Source organism: Mucilaginibacter celer, assembly GCF_003576455.2.
GTDB lineage: Bacteria > Bacteroidota > Bacteroidia > Sphingobacteriales > Sphingobacteriaceae > Mucilaginibacter > Mucilaginibacter celer.
This window is the reverse complement of the sequence record NZ_CP032869.1, coordinates 3,194,291-3,215,953: the sequence shown is the minus strand read 5'-3', so window position 1 is coordinate 3,215,953 and position 21,663 is coordinate 3,194,291. Positions and strand designations below refer to the sequence as shown.

The following is a 21,663-nucleotide window of genomic DNA, read 5'->3' as shown; positions in this document are numbered from 1 at the left end:
CTTGTCCTATCGGAGACGCAATTATGCGTCTCTACGTTTTTTTAATTATCCCTTAATCACCCCAACTTTTTTCAAAAGTTTGCGGTTTTCCCTGCGGTGAATTAAACGGTAAACTATAGCGTAAATAATAGGTAATATCAGCAATGTAAGGATGGTGGAAGTCACCAAACCACCGATAACTACAATAGCTAAAGGTTTCTGCGTTTCAGAACCGATACCTGTTGAAACCGCGGCCGGCATCAAACCGATGGCCGCCATTAACGCCGTCATCACTACGGGGCGTACACGTGATATTACACCTTCCATAATGGCGGTATCCAAAGGCATATGTTCTTCAAGGTTTTTCTTAAATACCGAGATCAGGATCACTCCATTCTGGATACAAACCCCAAACAAGGCGATGAAACCTATGCCAGCCGAGATACTGAAGTTTGTACCTGTAATATGCAGGGCCAGAATACCTCCAATTAATGCGAACGGTACGTTCAGGATAACCAAAAACGCGTCTTTTACATTACCAAAAGTGATGAACAATATCAGGAAGATCACCAGTAAACAAATTGGCACAACGTGCGCCAGGGTAGCCGAAGCGCGTTGCTGGTTTTCAAACTCGCCCGCCCAGGCAAATGAATAGCCCTGGTCAAGGTGTACCTGCGCGTTAACTTTCTGCTGCGCCTCGGCAATGGTACTGCCCAAATCGCGGCCGCGGATAGAGAATTTTACCGCGATGTAACGGGTGTTGTTATCACGATAAATAAACGCCGGACCGGTTGTTGTTTTAATAGAGGCAATCTCCTTAATGGCAATTTTCGAACCGTTAAGTGTAGGTACCATCAGGTTTTCGATTTTATCCTGTGTATCCCTGAATTGTTTTTGATAGCGGATCCGTACATCAAAATGGCGTTCGCCCTCGTAAAGTTCGGTAGCCGCTTTACCGCCAATGGCCATTTCAATTACCGAGTTGGCATCGGCGGTTGATACGCCGTACAACGCCATCTTACGCTGATCGAGCTCGATCCTGAACTCGGGCTGGCCAAGGTTACGTAATACACCCAAATCTTCAACGCCCTGAACGCCTTTTAAAATGCTCATCACACTATCAGCCTTACGATCGAGCGTATTGAAATCCGGGCCGAAAATTTTAACCGCTAACGACGCGTTTACACCCGCAACGGCTTCGTCCACGTTATCGCGGATAGGCTGCGAGTAGTTGAATACCGCACCCGGTATTTTGGTGAGCTGGGCATCCATCTGGGCTATCAGCGCATCCTCGGTTAAACCTTTAGGCCATTCCTTTTTATTTTTCAAATCCACCTGGATCTGTACGTTGAAAAATCCTTTGGGGTCGGTACCATCGTTGGTACGGCCTACCTGGGCAAGGGTTTGTTTTACCTCGGGGAATTTTTCGAGGATCTGCATCATTTTCTGGTTGATGCTTTCGGCCTCGTTTAACGAAACGCTCATCGGCAGCTCGGCCTCAACCCAAAGGGCGCCCTCATTCAAATCGGGTAAAAACTCCGATCCTAAAAATCTGAAAGAAAAGAAAGTTACCGCCATAAAGGCTACAGCCACAATTAAACTCAGCTTTTGGTTTTTATAGGTAAAGCCAAACATTTTGCGGATACCGTTTTCAAAAAACAATACAACCGGGTTGTGTTTCTCTTTTACGTTTTTGCTTAGTAAGATACTTGAAAGCGCCGGTACCAGGGTAAGCGTAAATATCAACGCACCCAGCAACGCGAAACCAAGCGTGTAAGCCAACGGCGAAAACATTTTACCTTCTACCTTCTGGAAAGCGAAGATGGGCACCAAACAGGTAATGATGATGAGTTTGGAAAAGAAGATGGCTTTGCCCATTTCGGCACCTACATTTTTAAACAGACCCAGTTTGGCAAGGCCGTTAAACTTCTGCATGCCTACTTCTTTGGCCCGATGATCAAGCGCCACAAATATGCCCTCAACCATCACCACCGCGCCGTCTATAATAATCCCGAAATCTACCGCGCCCATCGAGAGCAGGTTGGCGCTCATGCCCTTTATGCGCATACATATAAAGGCAAACAGCAAGGCCAGCGGGATGATGATCACCACGGTAAGGGTGGTACGCCAGTCGGCCATAAACAAGAGTACGATTACGGTTACCAGTACAATACCTTCCAACAGGTTGTGGATCACCGTCTCGGTACAAAAGTCCATCAGGTTGGTACGGTCGTAAAAAGTATCTATCTTAACGTCTTTAGGCAGAATGTTTTCGTTCAGGTCTTTAACCTTGGCGCGGATCCTGTCTAAAACTTCGGCAGGGTTTTCGCCTTTACGCATTACGATGATTCCCTCAATAACGTCTTTCTGCCTGTCGCGGCTTACCTGGCCAAGGCGGGGCAAACCGGCTTCCTTAACCTCGGCAATATCGCGGGCCAGGATAGGCACGTTATTTACATTTTTGATAATGATGTTCTGGATCTCTTCGATGTTGTTGATCAAACCGATACCGCGTACTACATAAGCCTGGTCGTTTTTCTCAATCACATCACCGCCTACGTTAATATTACTGCGGTTAATGGCATTGTACACATCCAGGGAGGTTAGCTCGTATTTACGCAGCAGGGCAGGGTTAACACTCACTTCGTAAGTTTTTTCCTCGCCGCCAAAGCTGTTCACGTCGGCAACGCCGGGTACTGATTTAAACTGGCGGTCGAGCACCCAATCCTGTATAGCAGTAAGCTCGTGGATTGACTTGGTGCGGCTTTTTAAGGTATAGCGATAAATTTCGCCTGTAGGGCCGTATGGCGGCTCAACTTCTGGTTTTACACCGTCGGGTAAATCGGCATTGCCCAGGCGGCTTAGTACCTGCTGGCGGGCAAAGGCATCATCCACATCATCATCAAAAATGATACGCACGTATGATAAACCGAAAGCCGAAGTGGTACGGAGGTTAGCCTTTTTTTGTACCGAGTTTAAAACGGTCTCCATGGGGATGGTGATCATTTTTTCAACTTCTTCGGCGCTGCGGCCCGGCCACTGGGCTATAATAATGATCTGGGTATTGGTAACATCCGGAAATGTTTCAATAGGGGTGTTGGTATAGCTCCAAACGCCAATTACAGCCGTAATCAGTGTCATGAAAAACACGAAGTAGCGGTGCCTTAGCGAGAAATATACTATATTTTTAATGAATTTGTTCATTGTTAAATCGGTATTGAGTTTTAGGTTAAGCTGTTAAGTTTATAGTCGTTAGTCTTAAGTTTTAAGTCGAGAAAAGGAGTTCTTCAACTTGCCAAAAAGGCTTTTAACTTGCGACTAATGACTTTCGACTTAATACTTAGTCACCAGCAAGGGCATCGTACAACAGCAATTGGTTTTTTGAAATCACCCTGTCGCCCGGTTTTAAGCCCGAAGCGATATAGCTGGTATCCTCAACCGTTTTAATTACGCTTACTTCGCGCAGTTTTAGGTCGCATTTGTTGTTATAGATCACTACAAAGTTTTTGCTGTTATCAAAAACTACCGCTTTGGCGGGTACCGATACCGATTGTGCCTTATCTGTATTGCTGATCACCACATTGGTAAACATTTCTGGCTTTAACAACATGCCATCATTTGGCAGCACGATTTTGATTTTCATTACCTTATTATCCGGATCAAGCACCGAACTGATGGCATCAACCTTACCAGTAAAAACTTTATCAGGGTAAGCAACGGTAGTAACCCTTGCGGTATAACCGGTTTTAACCTTGGCAATGTCTGATTCGAAAACGTTGGCCCAAATCCAAACATCTTTCATGTTGGAGATAGTGAACATGGCGTTATTATTATCCGGGCGGATAAAGCTGCCTGCTGTGATGTTTTTCTCAACCACAAAACCGCTTTCAGGCGCTTTGATAACCAAGGTGCCACCGGCGCTTGTGTTGCCGCCGCCGTTAATGGCTATTTGCTCTTTTACTTTGTTATAAGCAGCTTCGGCCTTGTTGAAATTTTCTTTAGCCTCGGTGTAATCGCGTTCGCTCGAGATGCCGTTTTTGTACAGGTATTCTGCTTGTTCTAACTGGCGTTTGGCGATAGATACATCGGCTTTCGACGAGGTGAGATCAGTATAGTTACCGGCTACATCGGCGCTGCGTACAATAGCCAGGGTTTGGCCTTTGGTAACTTTATCGCCAAGGGATACCTTAACGTCAAGCACCTGTCCGCCCGAAAACGGGAATACCTTCACTACGGCGTTATCATCGTATGATACCTCGCCCGAGAGGCTCAGCTCATTTTTTATGGTTGTGGTTTTGGCAGTATCAATAGTGATCATGCGAGCCATCGAATCGGATACGCAAACCTGTTTGTTTTCAACCACAGGAGGCGTTTTGCCCTTGCAGGCGGCAAGCAATAGTAAAGCTGAGATGCCGGAAAACAGCGTTTCTCTTTTCATCATAGTAAGTTTTAAAAAATTTGTCAGGATTTAATTATGGTAGTGCCGGTAGCAAAGTTTAAATCGGCAATGGCTTTTTGCAGGTTGTATTGCTGCTGTAGTATTTTGAGCTTGGTATCTTTATAAGTATCAAAAAAATCAACAAACTCAACCAGGCTTATCTGGCGCTGCTGAAAGCTTTTCAGCATGCTGCCAAACAGTTTATCGTACTGCTCGTTAAAGGCAACCTGCTGGGTTGAAAACAGTTGTTGATTTAATTTATATTGATTAACTGCTGCTACAACATCATTTTTTAGCTGGAATTCGCTTTGCTTTAAAGTGCTTTCCTGGCTTTTGATATTGTATTGGGCCGATTTGATATTGCCCTGGTTGCGGTTAAACAAAGGGATAGGGAAACCGATCTGTAAGCCATAATAATGCGGCGCGTAGCTGCTGTTCTGGTCATAAGCTACACCAACAGTAACATCGGGCACGGCCAAAGCTTTTTGATAGGCGAGGTTATGGGTGGCCGAGCTTAACTGGTACTGGTTAGAAAGGTAATCCGGGCGGTTGGCCATGGCCTGGCTAATTAACGATTGGATGTCGAGATCAACGTTTTCAGCCGGTTTATCATTAACAATCGGTTGGATAAACGTGGTTTCTTTGGTTTGCAGCAGTGTTTTAAGCTCGGTTTGCAGATCGTTGATCTGGCGGTTGTTTTCCACCATGTCGTTTTGCAATCCAAATAACAAAGCTTTCAGTCGGATCAGATCCTTCATAGATGTGTTGCCCACATCGTACGATTTTTGGATGGCGTTAACCAGCTCGGTAGCCGATTTAACCTCGTTTTGGTAAACCATCTGCTGCGCGTTAAGCGTAGCCAGCTGGCTGAAATCAAGCTGCAGGTTATACTTCAGGTTGCGCATCAAATCATTAAAAGCGGCTTCCTGAACTTTCAAGTCGTCTTCGGCCACTTTAACCTGTTTGCCGCGCTTACCGGCCGTGGTAAAAACCTGGCTCAGCTGAACAAAAATTTGTCCGCCGCCGTTGCTGTGGTTAAAAAATTTGTTAGTGCTACCGTCATGAATGTTCTGATCGGTGCTCAGGGTAGGGTTATCCCACAGTTTAGCTTGTTGTATGAGTGCCTTTGAGGCATCAACATTATACTTTTGGGCAAGCAGGCTCAGGTTATTTTCAATAAACTGTTTTTCAGCGTCTTGAAAATTGATTTTTAACGTGTCTGTCTGTGCATCGGCCTTTTGTGATAATAAACTAAAAAACAAAGGGGATATAAATAGCAGGGATTTTATAGTTCGCATTTCCTTCTTCTAATTCAACAGAACAAAAATTCAAATTGGTTATGAATTTTGTATGAAGTGGAAGAAAACTAAGGGTTGTCTGAACCGGGATTTGGGTGGGGTGTGGGATGGGTTGGATTTTGTCTGAACCGGGATTTGGGTAGATTTATGGGATGGGCAGGATTTTGAACAGTTATTTTAAGGGGACTTTTTGTATAACAGAATTTTCTCTAATCAAAAAGAAAATCCTATTAATCAAAAAAATCCCCCCAAATCCCGGTTCAGACAATCCTAAACTCATCCGCATCCTTCAAAAAAGGCAATGCCTTACGTACTTTCGCCACTTCATCGCCAATAATGCTGAAAGTGTAAAGATCCTCTTCGTCCCGTTTATAATAAACCACATTGCCTGCAGGATCGATACAGGTTGAATCGCCGCTGTGGTAAACTTCGTTACCATCATGGCCAACACGGTTAACTGCAATTACATAAGCCTGGTTTTCAACCGCGCGGGCGGGGATGAGGGTGCGCCAGTGAGCGGCGCGGCGCTCGGGCCAGTTGGCAACGATGATGAGCAGATCGTAAGGGTTTTGCTCCACGTTACGCAGCCATACCGGGAAGCGAAGATCGTAACAGATTACCGGGCAAATGCGCCAGCCGTTTAGTTCAATAAAAAGCTTTTCGGTACCGGCGGTGTAGGTTTCATCTTCTTTGCCCATGCCGAAAAGATGGCGTTTATCGTAATGATTATAAGTGCCATCGGGGCGCATCCAGATGAGGCGGTTGTAGTATTTTCCGTTCTCTTTAATGATTAAACTACCGGTTATTACGCAATCATACTGTTGGGCGGTTTTTTCCATCCATTGCATGGTTTTGCCATTCATGGGCTCGGCCAGTTCGGCGGCGTTCATGCTGAAGCCGGTTGTGAACATTTCGGGCAGTATGATGAGGTCTGTTTTTTCGCGGATACCACCGGATAAGCGGAGCGTGATATTCTGAAGATTTTTATCGGTATTTTCCCAAAAAAGGTAGCCTTGAAAAACTGTAATTTTTAAATTTTCCATAGTTAGTAGTTCATGGTTGATGGATCATGGTTCATGGCAAAAAATGCATGGGGGGCTAATCCATTCCGGTAAAACTTAAACGACTCGGCCATGATCAATGAACTGTGATCCATGAACCTAATCAAACTTAAATGATTCGGCTATGATCCATCAACTATGAACCATGAACCAAAAAAATTAAATACGAATTAACCTATCAACGGCTTTATCCAAAGTTTCTTGCCTTTTGGCGAAACAAAATCGTAATACATGATGATCTATCCCCTTGCTGTAAAAGGCCGAAACCGGTATGGTAGCCACCCCAAATTCCTTGGCTATGCGGATAGAATAATCGGTGTCTTTTTCATCGCTAAGGCCACGGTAACTTACTGATTGAAAGTACGATCCGGAGCATGGTAAAAGCTCAAAACGGGTTTGCTCAAGGCCTTTGCGGAAGTAGTCGCGCTTCTCAGTAAAAAATGCTGTTAAGCCCAGGTAAGTTTCTTCATTTTTTAAATGTTCGGCAATGGCATACTGGATAGGCGTATTCACGGCGAACACCAAAAACTGGTGAATTTTGCGGAACTCATTCATCAAATAAGCCGGTGCCATACAATAGCCAACCTTCCAGCCGGTGGCATGAAAAGGCTTGCCGAACGATGCCACGATGAAGCTGCGTTGCTGCAGATCGGGGTAGCGGGCCATGCTGTGGTGGGTTTCGCCATCATATATCAGGTGTTCGTAAACCTCATCGCTCAAAATCAAAATATCCTGGTTTTTTACCAGTGCGCTTAGCTCGTCTATATCCTCCTTACGCAAAATGGTAGCGGTGGGGTTATGCGGCGAGTTAAGGATAATCATTTTTGTTTTTTGGTTGATGAGTCGTTTCACCATATCCCAGGCAATGCGATAATCGGGCGGTTCGAGCGCTAAGGATTTTACCACGCCGCCCATCAGTTTAATGGCAGGGGCGTAGCAATCAAAAGCAGGCTCAAAAATAATCACCTCATCATTAGGGTGGATCACCGCACTTATGGCCGTAAATATGGCCTGCGTGCCTCCGGCAGTGATGGTGATCTCCGTTTCGGGATTGTAAACAGCGCCGTAAAGTTTCTCTGTTTTTTCGGCAATACGCTCACGCAGGGCCATTACCCCGGCCATTGGAGCGTACTGGTTGTGCCCGGCTTTCATGGCCTTATTAACCAGCTCGATGAGCTCGGGCGAACAATCATAATCTGGAAAACCTTGCGACAGGTTGATAGCCCCCAGCTCGTTGGCCAGGGCCGACATCACGGTGAAAATCGTAGTTCCGGTTTGGGGGAGTTTTGAAACAACAGGTATCATCAATGGCTAAAGTAGGGAAAAAACCTTAGCAACCTATCCTTGTAACCCGGTATTTTTGTATTTAGAAATAATTTAATTTATAGGTTTAAACAAGTTGTCTGAATCAGAATTTACAGAATTTGAGAATTAACAGAATCAAGTCTGATCGTAACAAAGCAATTCTGAAAATCCTAAAATTCTGTAAATTCTGATTCAGACAAAATCCTGCCCATCCTATCAATCCCCCAAAATCACGGTTCAGACAATATCCCATCCGTAATCTTAGCAATATCATAACTGATCTTATTAATAAAACCCAGCTGCTCTTTTAGCAGCACATCTTCGGCCCGTTGTACCGGTTTTTCAGTTTCCGGATCCAAAACAGGGATTTTACCGATATTGAAATCAATATTTTGAGCTTCCAGCTTTTTGCCGGTATCATTAAGTACGGTGATGCTTTTTTTAATCAGCCTCATGGCGTCGGGATGGGCTACGGGAATTTCTTTTTTGCTTTGTGCCGAGGCTATGGTGGCGATGTAGGATGAGAGGATGTGGTTAAGTACCACAAACTTGTGTACATCTTTTATTTTACGCTGTTTGCTTTTGGGTTCGGAAGTCATCCGTTCGAAAGCGGCCGAGAGGTTGGCGGATTTTACGTAAACCTCTTTACGGGCCAGTTTATAAGTTGTTACGCTGATGGTTTTGCCCGAGATGCTTTCGGCAATGGTAACCAGGTAGTTGATATTGGCCACAATAACCTCGCGCAGGGTCTCCTGGATCTGTTCAAACTCCCAGGTGGGGAATATCAGGTAGCTGGCAATAAGCGCTATGCTCGAGCCGATAATGGTGTCGAGGATGCGCTCCTGGGCTACATCCAGTAATCCTACGCCTAAAAACTTAAACAGGATAAGCACATAAGGCGTCATGAAAATAACGCTTACTACATAATTAAGGCGCTGAAAGCTGTAAGCCCCCAGCATAAATATCACCAGGAAAATGAATTGTGCCGTTACATTGGGGATAAAGGTTAATATGGCAATGCCGATAACGCCGCCGCCAATGGTGCCTATTAAACGTTGGTAATTACGCTGTTTTGAGAGACTGAAGCCTGGCTTTAAAATTACAATAATGGTAAGCAACACCCAGTAACTGTGGTGTCCCAGCGATACAAATTTGGCGGTAATAAAGCCCACCAAACAAACCAGCGCCACCCGCAAGGCATGTTTAAACGCCCCGGAGGCCAGCGTAAAGTTATCAAAGAAGATATGCGGGGCAAAATCCTGGTGGGATACAAAGGCGGTGTACTCCACGTCGCCCTTGGGCGCGTTTAATGATTCGGCTGCTTTTGAGCTGTAATATTTGTAAATGTTATTGATCCCCTCGTTCAGCGAGCGCAGATTGATCAGGATTTTTTTAAGTACAAGGTTGCTTGTTTCGTGTTTGCTTTTGCCAATCGAATCAATTTTTAGTTTTAGCTTCTCCAGCTCGGTTGTAAAATCGGTAAGGTGGCGGCGGCGGGTATTGGATAGCACAATGTATGCTATATCGTCCAGTTCGTCGGCCATGCTGTGGATAATGCGGGCTATTTCGGCCAGGATGCCGGTATCTTTAAACTGCTCGCGGATGTGACCATAATCATAATGCGTAGCCATAATCTGCTCATAAATATCCACCAGGTCAACAAAAGTTAATACCAGTATCCTGCTCGGCGCGGTAGATTCGCGGGCCATAATGCGGCTTTTAAACAGTAGTTCGCGCACGGCATCCTGGTGTTGGCTCACCTGGATCTGTTTGGAAACCAGCTTGTGATAATTGGCATCGATATCGGTATCCGACAAATAAAAATCGGCCTTAATGCGTAAAAAGCGGGCTATATCGGTTACGTTTTCGCCAAGGGCCTGCTGGGCTGCGCGATAGGGGCGGATGCCGAAAAACAGCAGGCTGAATATCATATACCAAACGCCACCGGCCAGAATGATGGCACTGTAACCCAAAACCTCGGGTGCATCAAGCGCTTTATCCATCATGAAAATCATGATGAGCAATGAACAGGTACCTACCGAAGCCGCCCTGTTGCCATACACCGTAAACATGGAAAACAAAAAGGCGAAAAAGGTAATTTCGATACCGAGCGTAAATACATTAAGACGTGCGAAGCCGGTGATAACCGCCACCAAAAACAAACACAGGTTGCCCGCTGCCATGGCGTTGCGCTTGTGCGACACCGGTCCGGGTGTGTCAATTACGCAAATACACAATGCGCCCAGCGAAAGGGTTAGGCCCAGATCAAACTTGCCAAACTGCATTAACAGCAACGAAGGCAGTAAAATGCCTATACAGATCCTGATGCCATCTGAAAAATATTGACTGTAAAAGAAACTTTTTACTTCCCTTTTGTTTATTGACATGGTAACAGGTATACGTTGTAAATAGCCCAACTATTATAAGAAAATTTGTTTGCCCCGGCGCTGTTTTTATTAATATAATTTACAGGCCAAAAATGCGGTTGTAAATTTACATAATTTTAATTTATGGTCATTTTTTTGATGAAAATCATATTAATTGCATAATCGTGTTAATAAATATTTACTTTTTAATGAAATTAAATTAAAGATCAGTAAATTCACCCCCCGGAAAAAGGCCTCAGGCTAAACCAATCAATTTTACCTCAATTTAATTTTTTACTATGTCGCCAACGTTAAAACTCAACCAAAGAGAAGCAGCCTTTAACAACGAGGTTGTTACCCGATTTGAGTTATATAACAGTTTGTTTCAAACGCTACCGTTTTACCAGGTAAAAGATACCGGTATCTTATTGCCGTTCTTCAGTTCACATTGCGAAAAGGGTGCTATTACCCATGGCTCGCCAACCGAGATCATCGAATCGTTTTTCGAAAAGTACGTACCGGATATCGATCACCGGGAACAGATCAACCGTATGTTCAGGTTTATTCAGTATATTGAACGTCAGGTAGTTTTGTTTGATGCCATTGAAGATTCGTCATTTAATAAAATAGGTAAGTTTGATGATAGTGGTACCCTGCAAAGCCTTTTGCAACATGCTGCTATTAGCGATGAGGCCCGCCAGGACATTAGCGAAAAGCTGAAAGATTTTTCATTACGCCTGGTACTTACCGCACACCCAACCCAGTTTTATCCTGGTACGGTATTAGGCATCATGACCGACCTGATTGAAGCCGTAAAAACCAACGATATTACCAATATCGATGTGTTGTTGCAACAATTGGGCAAAACTCCTTTCTTTAATAAAACATCGCCAACGCCGGTTGATGAAGCCATCAGCCTGTCGTGGTTTTTGGAAAATATATTTTACCATGCCATATCAGACATTCAGGCTAAGCTTGAAGATGAGTTTGACATCGACGCTGCGAGCCGCCAGATATTGGAGCTTGGCTTTTGGCCGGGCGGCGACCGTGATGGTAACCCTAACGTAACCACCCAAACCACTAAAGAAGTAGCTGCTTACCTGCGTACGCGTCTGTTCAGGTGTTACTACCGCGATTTCCGTACGCTGAAACGCCGTATAACTTTCCGCGGTGTGGAGCAGGCTATGGCCAAACTGGAAAGCCTGTTTTACCGGAATGCTAATGAGCAATTAACCCCGGTTGATTTGCAAGGCGAGATATTGGAACTGTTGCTTTCAATAAAACAGGTTATCCTGAAAGATCACGACGGTTTGTTTGTTGATATTGTTGAGGATATGATCCAGAAGGTGCGCCTGTTTGGATGCTATTTTGCAACGCTGGATATCAGGCAGGATAGCCGCATTTTGCGCAAAGTATTTGAATACTGTACCAAAAATATTGATACCGAAGTACCTGAAGGCTACGGCGAACTAAGCGAAGTAGAGAAAATAAAGGCCATCATATTTAAAGAGGCTGATTTTGTTTGCCCTGAAGAAGAGCAGGACGCCATGATCCACGATACGCTGGATACTATAAGGCTGGTTAAGGAAATACAGAAAGGCAATGGCGAAAAAGCTTGCCAGCGCTTTATTATCAGCAATTGCCAGCGTGCATCTGATATCCTTCAGCTTATCGACCTGTTTTTATGGAGCGGTTGGAAAAAAGACAACCTTAGCATTGATTTTATGCCGCTGTTTGAAACTGTGAACGATTTGGAACATGCGGCCGGTATTATGGAGCAGTTATACACGCATCCGTTTTACGCCGAACACCTGAAAAACCGCGGCAACCAGCAAACCATTATGCTTGGTTTCTCGGATAGTACTAAAGATGGCGGTTATTTAATGGCTAACTGGTCTATTTACAAGGCTAAAGTTGAGCTTACCGCTATGGCCCGTAAATATGGTATCCAACTGGCGTTTTTTGATGGCAGGGGTGGTCCGCCGGCACGTGGTGGTGGTAAAACTCACCGTTTTTATGCATCGATGGGTAATGAGATCGCTAACGATCATATCCAGTTAACCATCCAGGGGCAAACTGTAAGCTCGCAATACGGGTCGGTTGAAACCGCAAGGTTTAACATGGAGCAGCTGATTAACGCGGGCGTGGTATCAGCCCTGCATCCAAACCGTAACGATTTGCTGGATAGCCGCCATAAAGAATTGATTCAGCAAATGGCCGATATCAGCTACAAGCTGTTTGTTGATCTGCGCGCGCATCCGCTGTTTGTAGAATATTTGGAAAAATTCAGTCCGCTGAAATTATTATCGAGAATCAATATCAGCAGCCGTCCAACTAAACGTAACGCCGGTGCGCAACTGAAACTGGAAGATTTAAGGGCTATCAGCTTTGTAACTTCATGGAGCCAGTTGAAACAAAGCATCCCCGGTTTTTACGGTGTAGGTACCGCGCTGAAAAGTGTAAAAGAAAGCGGCGGTTGGGACGAGATCAAAGAACTTTATCAAACATCAGGTTTCTTTAAAACCATGCTGGATAACTGTATGATGTCGATGTCAAAATCTGATTTCCGCGTAACAGCATACTTAGAGCAGGACGAGAAATTCGGTGAGTTCTGGAAAACGCTGAAAGACGAGTTTGTACTTACCCGCGAAATGTTGCTCGAACTAACCGGCAGCACCGTACTGATGGAAGAATACCCGGTTGAGCGCCGTTCTATCGCCATCCGCGAGAAGATTGTGTTGCCGCTGGTAATTATCCAGCACTATGCCCTGCAATGTTTAAATAACGAAAAAGACACCGAGCTTAATGATGTTTACAACAAGCTTGTGATCCGTACGGTTTACGGTATAGTAAATGCCGGCCGTAACCTGGCTTAGCAGTTTATTGTTTTAATTTTATATGTTCCCGCCACCTGTTAGTATTAGCAGGTGGTTTTTTTATTTGGTGAGTGGTTGATTGGGTTGATTTGGTGAGTGGTTGTATAGGTTTTCCGGAGTAGAAAGTTTGAGATTTCAGACACGCGAAGCCGCTAAGACGCAAAAGTTTTTTGTGGATGGTTGGTGAGTTTTAAGTGTGCAAAGAGGTTAAGGCGTAAAGGTTTTTTGTGGGTTGCTGGTTAGTTTTAGGCACGCAAAGGCGCGAAGACGCAAAGATTGTTTGTGGATTGTTGGTGAGTTTTAAGTGCGCAAAGAGGCTAAGGCGCAAAGGTTTTTTTGTGCGCTTTATTTTAATACCACATAGTTTGTTCGGAGGGAAATGTTTTTCCGTCAGTAGGAAAGCTTCGGGTGAAAGCGGGCAGAACGATGGTGGCCTTGAGCGTGGGGAGGGGCATAGCTACTTTTTGCAGAAGCGCAGGGTGGGAGCGAACGCAGTAGGGCAAAATTTAGCAGCCCGTGGTTCTGCCTGGTTTGCAGGGCAAAGGCTGAGGGATGGGGCGCGAGCGCGGACCGTAGCGCAAAGAAGCCTTCCTGGTGACTTGATTTATTCGTTATATTATTTGTTTTTTAAAGGTACTCATGAGCTCGTTTTACTCGGTTTTGGTTCTTTTTATCAAGAAAAAGAACAAAGCCTCCCCGCGGCGATTGAGCGGGCCAATGTTTGTTGGATAACATAAAGCTGTTTAGAACCGGATAGCCGTAGAATGGATAAACAGTTCCGATAGAAATGATCGGCTTCTATTGCCTTTCCCATTTCTTAAACCTAACTTTAAAAGGTTCAGTACTTTAAACCTTTTATCCGATGAAAAAAATCATTATCCCGGTAAGTATTTTGATCTTTGCCGCTTCGTGCAAACAAAAAACAGAAACTACTATGTATAAATGGCCCGACGTAAAACCACCCGTTGCCGAAATTAAACAGCATATCCGCGATATTCACAACGATAAAGTTGTTGATAACTACTATTGGATGATCGACTACTTTAAAAAAGGTCCCGATAGTACTAAAGCTGTTGATTACCTGAAAGCCGAAAATACCTACCTGGATACCATGATGAGTGGCACCAAACAGTTTCAAAAACAACTGTTTGATGAAATGAAAGGCCGGATCAAAGAGAAAGATGAGTCGGTACCGGTATTGAAAAACGGTTACTACTACTATTCGCGTACTGATGAGGGGGCGCAGTATTACAAATACTGCCGTAAAAAAGGAAGCCTGGATGCTAAAGAAGAGGTTTTGCTGGATGTAGATGAACTGGCCAAGGGGCATAGCTATTATTCGGCCACAGGGTTTAATGTTAGTCCGGATAATAAATTGCTGGCTTATGGGGTGGATATGGTTTCGCGCCGCCAGTACATCATACATATTAAAAACCTCGAAACCGGCGAGATTTATGCTGATGCACTGATCAATACATCCGGCGGTTCTGTTTGGGCAAAGGATAATAAAACGTTGTTTTACACGGCTAAAAATCCAGAAACACTACTAACCGAAAAAATCAAACGCCATACACTGGGTGCTAAAGATGCTGATGCGGTTGTTTATGAAGAAAAAGATAAATCGAACTATATCGGTGTAGATAAATCAAAATCGGGCGATTATATTTTTATTGAATCGAGGGCTACGCTCTCATCCGAGATCAGGTACCTGGATGCAGCTAAACCTAACGATGCTTTCGGAATTTTCCAGCCCCGCGTTAAAGATGTATTGTACAGCGTTACTGCCCTTGCCGATAAGTTTTTGATAACAACCAATCAGGATGCTATCAACTTTAAACTGATGGAATGCCCGCTTGACAAAACTGAAAGCAGCAACTGGAAGGAGGTGATCCCTCACCGTAAGGATGTGTTATTGGAAGGCGTTGAAGAGTTTAAAGATTTCATCGTAATTACCGAGCGTAAAAACGGACTGAACCAATTCAGGGTGCGCAACCTGGCATCGGGCAACGAGCATTATGTTGATTTTAAGGAAGCTGCTTACGCTATTTACGTTGGTGCCAATCCCGATTACAGTAGCAAAACCTTAAGGTATAGCTATACCTCGCTCGTTACGCCGTCATCAACCTTTGATTACAACATGGAAACCAAAGAATCAAAGCTGATGAAGCAACAGGAAGTATTGGGCGGCTACAAAGCGGACGGTTATGTTACCGAGCGCCTTTATGCCACTGCTACTGATGGTACTAAAGTGCCGATCTCGCTGGTGTATAAAAAAGGTTTTGAAAAAGATGGTAAAGCCCCCTTGTTGCTTTACGGCTACGGATCGTACGGTTATACTGATGATGTATATTTTTCAAGTGCGCGCTTAAGTCTGCTTAACCGGGGCTTCGCGTTTGCCATTGCCGGCATCCGCGGAGGGCAGGAGATGGGCCGCCAATGGTACCTGGATGGCAAGCTGATGAAAAAGAAAAACACTTTCACCGATTTTATCGACTGCGGCAAATACCTCGTAGATCAAAAATACACCAGCAAAGAACATCTTTATGCCGAAGGCGGCAGCGCTGGCGGCCTGCTCATGGGCGCGGTAGCCAACATGGCTCCCGACCTGTGGCATGGCATCATTGCCGAAGTTCCGTTTGTTGACGTAGTGAACACCATGCTCGACGAAAGCATCCCGCTAACCACCAACGAATTTGACGAATGGGGCAATCCTAAAAACGAAGATGCTTACAAATACATGAAAAGCTATTCGCCGTATGAAAACGTGGAGAAGAAGGCTTACCCGAATATGCTGGTAGTAACCGGTCTGCATGATAGCCAGGTGCAGTACTTTGAGCCTGCCAAATGGGTGGCCAAACTACGGGCAACCAAAACCGATAACAACGTGCTGATGCTGCACACCAATATGGATTTTGGACATGGCGGTGCATCCGGAAGGTTTGATTATTTGAAGGATGAAGCTTTGAATTACGCGTTTTTATTTGCTTTGGAGGGGATTGAGAAGTAGGTGAGTGGTTGACCTTGTACTTTTTTCCACCACGTCATTGCGAGGAACGAAGCAATCGCACGGAAGCCGAGCGGATATGCACGTCTGCCCTGCATAGTTCGCGATTGCTTCGTTCCTCGCAATGACGTGGTGGTGAAGCTATGTGCTTGTGAATTTTATCCTTTTAAAATCACTCTCCTCATCTTTCATGCTAATTTACAGTAAGTAGCCATTTTAATAAATTCCGGTTCATTATATTCGGCAAAACCCTTTCATAGCATGAAAATACTTTACAAGCTAACGTTTGCCTGCACCATGTTTTTAAGCGCTGGTGCATGGGCGCAGCAGCCGGCTAATATGCAGTATTCGGTATCAATGGAAAATGCCGCCGGGAATTTGTACCATGTTGAGCTTACCAATAAAACCCACCTCAAAACGCTCGGTTTTAAAATGTGCGTTTGGACGCCGGGGTACTATCAACTGATAGATTTTGCCGGAGCGGTTCAAAATTTTACCGTAACCGATGCCAAAGGTGCTGCCCTCAAATTTGACAAGCCCAATAAAGATACCTGGAAGGTTGCCAACCCAACAGCCGGTGATGTAAAGATAAGCTATGATGTAAAAGCAGTAGTGCCGTTTGTTGGCAACGTGTATCTTGATGAAACTCGTGGTTACGTTACTCCCGGTGGCCTGTTCATGTACCTCGATCAGGAACTACGCCACCCGGTTACCATCAAAATGAAACCTTACAGCAAATGGAAGGGTCTGGTAGCAACCGGGCTGGATACACTGAAAGGCCAACACCATGTTTATAAAGCAGATGATTTTGATGTGCTTTATGATAGCCCCTTTTTAATGGGAGAACTGGAAGTATTGCCTCCTTTTGATGTTCAGAATAAACCTCACAATTTTATAGGGTACAAATTACCGTCTTTCGATAGGCAGGGCTTTATGGATGATCTGAAAAAGATTGTAGTTACGGCCAGCGGTATCATCGGTGAGATCCCTTACACGCATTATACTTTTTTATCCATAGGCGCAGGTGGCGGCGGTATCGAACACTTAAACTCAACCTCATTAAGCTTTAGCGGTGGCGAAGGTTTCAATACGCCCGAAGCCCGTAAAAAACTATATAACTTTATAGCACACGAGTATTTTCATCATTATAATGTGAAACGGATAAGACCGGTTGAGCTCGGTCCGTTTGATTACTCTAAAGAGAACCATACCAATATGCTTTGGGTATCGGAAGGGTTTACGGTTTATTACGAGTACATGGTTACCCGCCATGCCGGTTTAATGAACAACGAAGATATGTTCGGCGATTTTCAGAACAACCTGCGCAATTACGAAAACCAACCGGGGCATTTATACCAATCGGCCACGCAAGCCAGCTATAACACTTGGGACGATGGGCCAAACGGCAGGCAGGGCGATGATTTTAATAAAACCATCTCGTACTATGATAAAGGCCCTATTTTAGGTTTGATGCTCGATTTTAGTATCCGTAACGCAACTCAAAACAAAAGAACGCTTGATGATGTAATGCGCCTGCTTTACTACAAATACTACAAAAAATTAAAACGTGGCTTTACCGAGCAGGAGTTTAGGGATGAGTGCGAAAAAATCGCCGGTGCACCATTAGCCGAAGTATTTGAATATGCTTCGACAGTTAAACCGCCCGATTATCCCAAATACTTTGCTTATGGTGGGCTTGCGGTTGATACCACAACCCAAACGGTATCCAACGCCTGGGCCGGATTAAACATGCGCCAGGTGCGCGATACCATGCGGGTTACAACCGTAAGCTACCAATCACCTGCCTGGAACGTGGGCATCCGTGGCCGCAGCATTGTTTTAAAGATTGATGACGAGGCTGCTACACCGGCAGCATTGGGTAAGGCGCTCGATAATCGTAAAGAGGGTGATGTTGTGAAGTTTACGATTTTAAAGGACGGTGTTACTAAGGATATCAATGTAACGCTGGGCAAAAAGCGTGAGAAATCATTTAAGATAACACCGCTGCCCAATCCGGATAAATTGCAGGCTGAGATATTTAAAAACTGGACTGAGGGAAAGTAATTATTTTATTGTCTGAATCAGAATTTACAGAATTTTATGATTAACAGAATCTATACGTTAACGCTTTATTATTCTGAAAATTTTCAAATTCTGAAAATTCTGATTCAGACTAAATTTGCGTTAGCGATAGTAGCGGATACCGGCCTTGTGGCTAAGGCCCGTGCAGTATGAGCGGATAGCGCGGGCCGCAGGTAACGCCATAGTTATTCTTGTTAGAACTAACCTTAATGGCTTTTTACATAAGACGGAAATATTAATTATTTTTGTTAATAGTCCAACTGAGAGAGAATGACCAAAAGTAAATTAACTAATCTGCAATTAGAAATTATTAAATTGTTTAATTACGATTTGGCAGATGGTCAATTGCTTGAAATAAAAGATATTTTGGCTTCATATTTCGCAAACTCAGCAACTAAGGAAATGGATAAGCTATGGAATAATAATGGCTGGAATAATGAACTGATGGAGCAATGGGCTAACGAACGTTTAAGAAACAATCATAACAGCTAATCATCACCCCAACCACTCACCTAATCCAACCCAATCAACCTCTCACCCAAAAATCCACCCACCCCTTGCATTTGCATAATTAATCACTATCTTTGCACCCACAAATAACAAAATAATTAACGCTTTAATATTATTCAAGTAATGTATTTAGGTAAAGAAGCAAAGGCAGAGATCTTTGCAAAACACGGTAAATCAGCAGCTGACACAGGTTCGGCCGAAGGTCAGGTAGCTTTGTTTACTACTCGTATTGCTCACTTAACAGGGCATTTGAAAAAAAACAAAAAGGATTTTTCAACTCAATTATCACTGCAAAAATTAGTAGGTAAACGTCGTGCGTTACTTGCTTACCTGTATAATAAAGACATTGAAAGGTACCGTGCTATCATTAAAGCTTTACAGCTTAGGGATATCATTAAGTAATTCTCTCCTTTTTTATTTAAAAGCCATCCTGTTTTGAGGATGGCTTTTTTACTTTTGAAACATATATTTACACACATAAAATCCCGACGCGCTCCCGAAGATGAAAAGCGTGTCACAAACAAAAAAAGATGAGTTTAAACGTAATTAAAAAAGTTATCGATCTGGGCGACGGACGCACTATCGAAATTGAAACAGGTAAACTGGCCAAACAAGCTGATGGCTCGGTAGTAGTTAAAATGGGTAACACCATGTTATTGGCTACCGTGGTATCATCGCCCGAAGCAAAAGAAGGCGTTGACTTTTTGCCATTATCTGTTGACTACCAGGAAAAATACGCTGCAACAGGCCGTATCCCGGGTGGTTTTTTACGCCGTGAGGCCCGTTTATCAGATTATGAGGTTTTGATCTCTCGTTTGGTTGACCGCGCTTTACGTCCTTTGTTCCCTGAAGATTATCACGCTGATACCCAAGTGATGATCTCATTAATATCTGCCGATAAAGATATTATGCCTGATGCGTTGGCCGGTTTGGCAGCATCTGCGGCTTTATCTGTATCTGATATTCCTTTTAACGGCCCTATCTCTGAAGTACGTGTTGCTAAAATTGACGGTCAGTTGGTAATTAACCCAACCTTAAGCCAGCTTGAAAACGCTACTTTAGAATTTATTGTAGCTGGTAGCGAGCATGATATCAATATGGTTGAAGGCGAATCGAAAGAAATTCAGGAAGCTGAATTGGTTGAGGCCATCAAATTTGCCCACGCTGCTATTAAAGTTCAGTGTTTAGCTCAAAAAGAACTAACCATTGAAGTTGGAAAAACCGAAAAGCGTGTTTACAGCCACGAGCACAGCAACGAGGATTTGAAAAAAGCCATCTACGCTGCTACTTACGACCAGGTTTACGCTATCGCTTCGGCTGCTTCGGCAAAAGAAGAGCGCGGTGCTAAATTTAAAGAAGTACGTGACACTTTTATCGAAACTTTAGGCGAGATTGACGATATCACTAAAACTCTTGCTAAAAAATACTACCACGATGTTGAGTATGATGCTATTCGTAACCTGGTATTAGACGAAGGTAAACGTTTAGACGGTCGTACCACTACCCAGATCCGCCCGATATGGAGCGAAGTTGGTTACCTGCCATCTGCTCACGGTTCGGCGGTATTTACCCGTGGCGAAACCCAATCATTAACTTCAGTTACCCTTGGTGGTAAAGATGATGAGCAAATGATTGATGGTGCTTTCATCAACGGTTACCAAAAATTCCTGTTGCACTACAACTTCCCGGGTTTCTCAACCGGCGAGGTTAGGCCTAACAGGGGTGCTGGTCGCCGCGAAATTGGTCACGGTAACCTGGCTATGCGTTCGTTGAAACAAGTATTGCCTTCTGAAGACGAAAATCCATACACTATCCGTGTGGTTTCTGATATCCTGGAATCAAACGGTTCATCATCAATGGCTACCGTTTGCGCGGGTACATTAGCTTTGATGGATGCAGGTGTTAAAATTAAAGAGCCGGTATCGGGTATCGCGATGGGCTTGATCACCAACGAAATGGGTACTAAATATGCTATTCTTTCGGATATCCTTGGCGATGAGGATCACTTAGGTGATATGGACTTTAAAGTAACCGGTACTAAAAATGGTATCGTTGCTGTACAGATGGACTTGAAAATTAACGGTCTATCGTACGAAGTGTTAACCAACGCTTTAAACCAGGCTAAAGACGGTCGTTTACATATCCTTGGCGAAATGGCTAAAACCATTACCGCGCCACGTGAGGATTACAAACCACACGCTCCACGTATCGTTACCATTAAAATCGATAAAGAATTTATTGGTGCGGTTATTGGCCCCGGTGGTAAAATCATCCAGGAAATGCAACGCGAAACCGGTGCGACTATCTCTATCGAAGAGAAAGACAACCAGGGTATCGTTCAGGTATTTGCCGATAACAAAGCTTCTATCGATGCAGCTTTAGGCCGTATCCGTGCTATCGCTTCTAAACCAGAAGTTGGCGAAATTTACGAAGGTAAAGTAAAATCGATCATGCCTTTCGGTGCTTTCATTGAGATCATGCCAGGTAAAGATGGTTTGTTACACATCTCTGAGATAGATCACCGCAGGTTCGAAACTATGGATGGTATCTTCCAGATTGGTGACGAGGTAAGGGTTAAATTACTTGATATTGATAAGCAAGGTAAACTGAAGCTTTCAAGAAAAGTATTATTGCCTAAACCGGAAAAACCGGAGCAAAAACCAAATAATTAATCAATTTATTGATAGTGCAAAACCCTCTTCACGAGGGTTTTGCTGTTTTGTTTGGAAATATTTTTATTTTTT

General features: G+C 44.1%; 12 protein-coding genes. 6 read left to right on the top strand and 6 right to left on the bottom strand.

What is annotated here, in order from left to right:
• Window positions 1-45 precede the first annotated feature (45 nt).
• From HYN43_RS12790 to HYN43_RS12765, 6 genes are all read right to left on the bottom strand, one after another.
• Window positions 46-3,183 (bottom strand): efflux RND transporter permease subunit, encoded by a 3,138-nt coding sequence (locus HYN43_RS12790; RefSeq protein WP_119409716.1) that lies wholly within the window; start codon window positions 3,181-3,183, stop codon window positions 46-48.
• Between the two features lie 136 nt (window positions 3,184-3,319).
• Complete coding sequence (locus HYN43_RS12785; RefSeq protein WP_245447265.1) at window positions 3,320-4,420, bottom strand: efflux RND transporter periplasmic adaptor subunit; 1,101 nt, start codon at window positions 4,418-4,420, stop codon at window positions 3,320-3,322.
• A gap of 20 nt (window positions 4,421-4,440) precedes the next feature.
• A complete protein-coding gene (locus HYN43_RS12780; RefSeq protein WP_119409714.1) occupies window positions 4,441-5,715 on the bottom strand; it encodes a TolC family protein in 1,275 nt (424 codons plus the stop codon).
• Between the two features lie 260 nt (window positions 5,716-5,975).
• The gene (locus HYN43_RS12775) at window positions 5,976-6,758 is read right to left on the bottom strand and encodes an amidohydrolase (protein WP_119409713.1); all 783 of its coding nucleotides are present in this window, start codon (window positions 6,756-6,758) and stop codon (window positions 5,976-5,978) included.
• 177 nt (window positions 6,759-6,935) lie between these two features.
• Entirely contained in the window at window positions 6,936-8,081 is a 1,146-nt protein-coding gene (locus HYN43_RS12770; RefSeq protein WP_119409712.1) for a methionine aminotransferase, read from the bottom strand.
• Between the two features lie 230 nt (window positions 8,082-8,311).
• Window positions 8,312-10,468 (bottom strand): FUSC family membrane protein, encoded by a 2,157-nt coding sequence (locus HYN43_RS12765; RefSeq protein ID WP_119409711.1) that lies wholly within the window; start codon window positions 10,466-10,468, stop codon window positions 8,312-8,314.
• 278 nt (window positions 10,469-10,746) lie between these two features.
• Between HYN43_RS12765 and HYN43_RS12760 the strand changes: the two genes are divergently transcribed.
• From HYN43_RS12760 to pnp, 6 genes are all read left to right on the top strand, one after another.
• A complete protein-coding gene (locus HYN43_RS12760; protein WP_119409710.1) occupies window positions 10,747-13,323 on the top strand; it encodes a phosphoenolpyruvate carboxylase in 2,577 nt (858 codons plus the stop codon).
• An 862-nt stretch (window positions 13,324-14,185) separates the two neighbouring features.
• Entirely contained in the window at window positions 14,186-16,330 is a 2,145-nt protein-coding gene (locus tag HYN43_RS12750) for a S9 family peptidase (protein WP_119409708.1), read from the top strand.
• A gap of 258 nt (window positions 16,331-16,588) precedes the next feature.
• Window positions 16,589-18,391, top strand: a complete 1,803-nt coding sequence (locus HYN43_RS12745; protein WP_119409707.1) for a M61 family metallopeptidase — start codon at window positions 16,589-16,591, stop codon at window positions 18,389-18,391.
• Between the two features lie 288 nt (window positions 18,392-18,679).
• Window positions 18,680-18,901 (top strand): hypothetical protein, encoded by a 222-nt coding sequence (locus HYN43_RS12740; protein WP_119409706.1) that lies wholly within the window; start codon window positions 18,680-18,682, stop codon window positions 18,899-18,901.
• 141 nt (window positions 18,902-19,042) lie between these two features.
• On the top strand, window positions 19,043-19,321 hold the full coding sequence (gene rpsO, locus HYN43_RS12735) for a 30S ribosomal protein S15 (protein ID WP_090524765.1): 279 nt from the start codon (window positions 19,043-19,045) through the stop codon (window positions 19,319-19,321).
• 128 nt (window positions 19,322-19,449) lie between these two features.
• Window positions 19,450-21,591 carry a polyribonucleotide nucleotidyltransferase gene (gene pnp, locus HYN43_RS12730; RefSeq protein WP_119409705.1) on the top strand — a complete coding sequence of 714 codons (2,142 nt, stop codon included), beginning with the start codon at window positions 19,450-19,452 and terminating at the stop codon, window positions 21,589-21,591.
• Window positions 21,592-21,663: the final 72 nt, after the last annotated feature.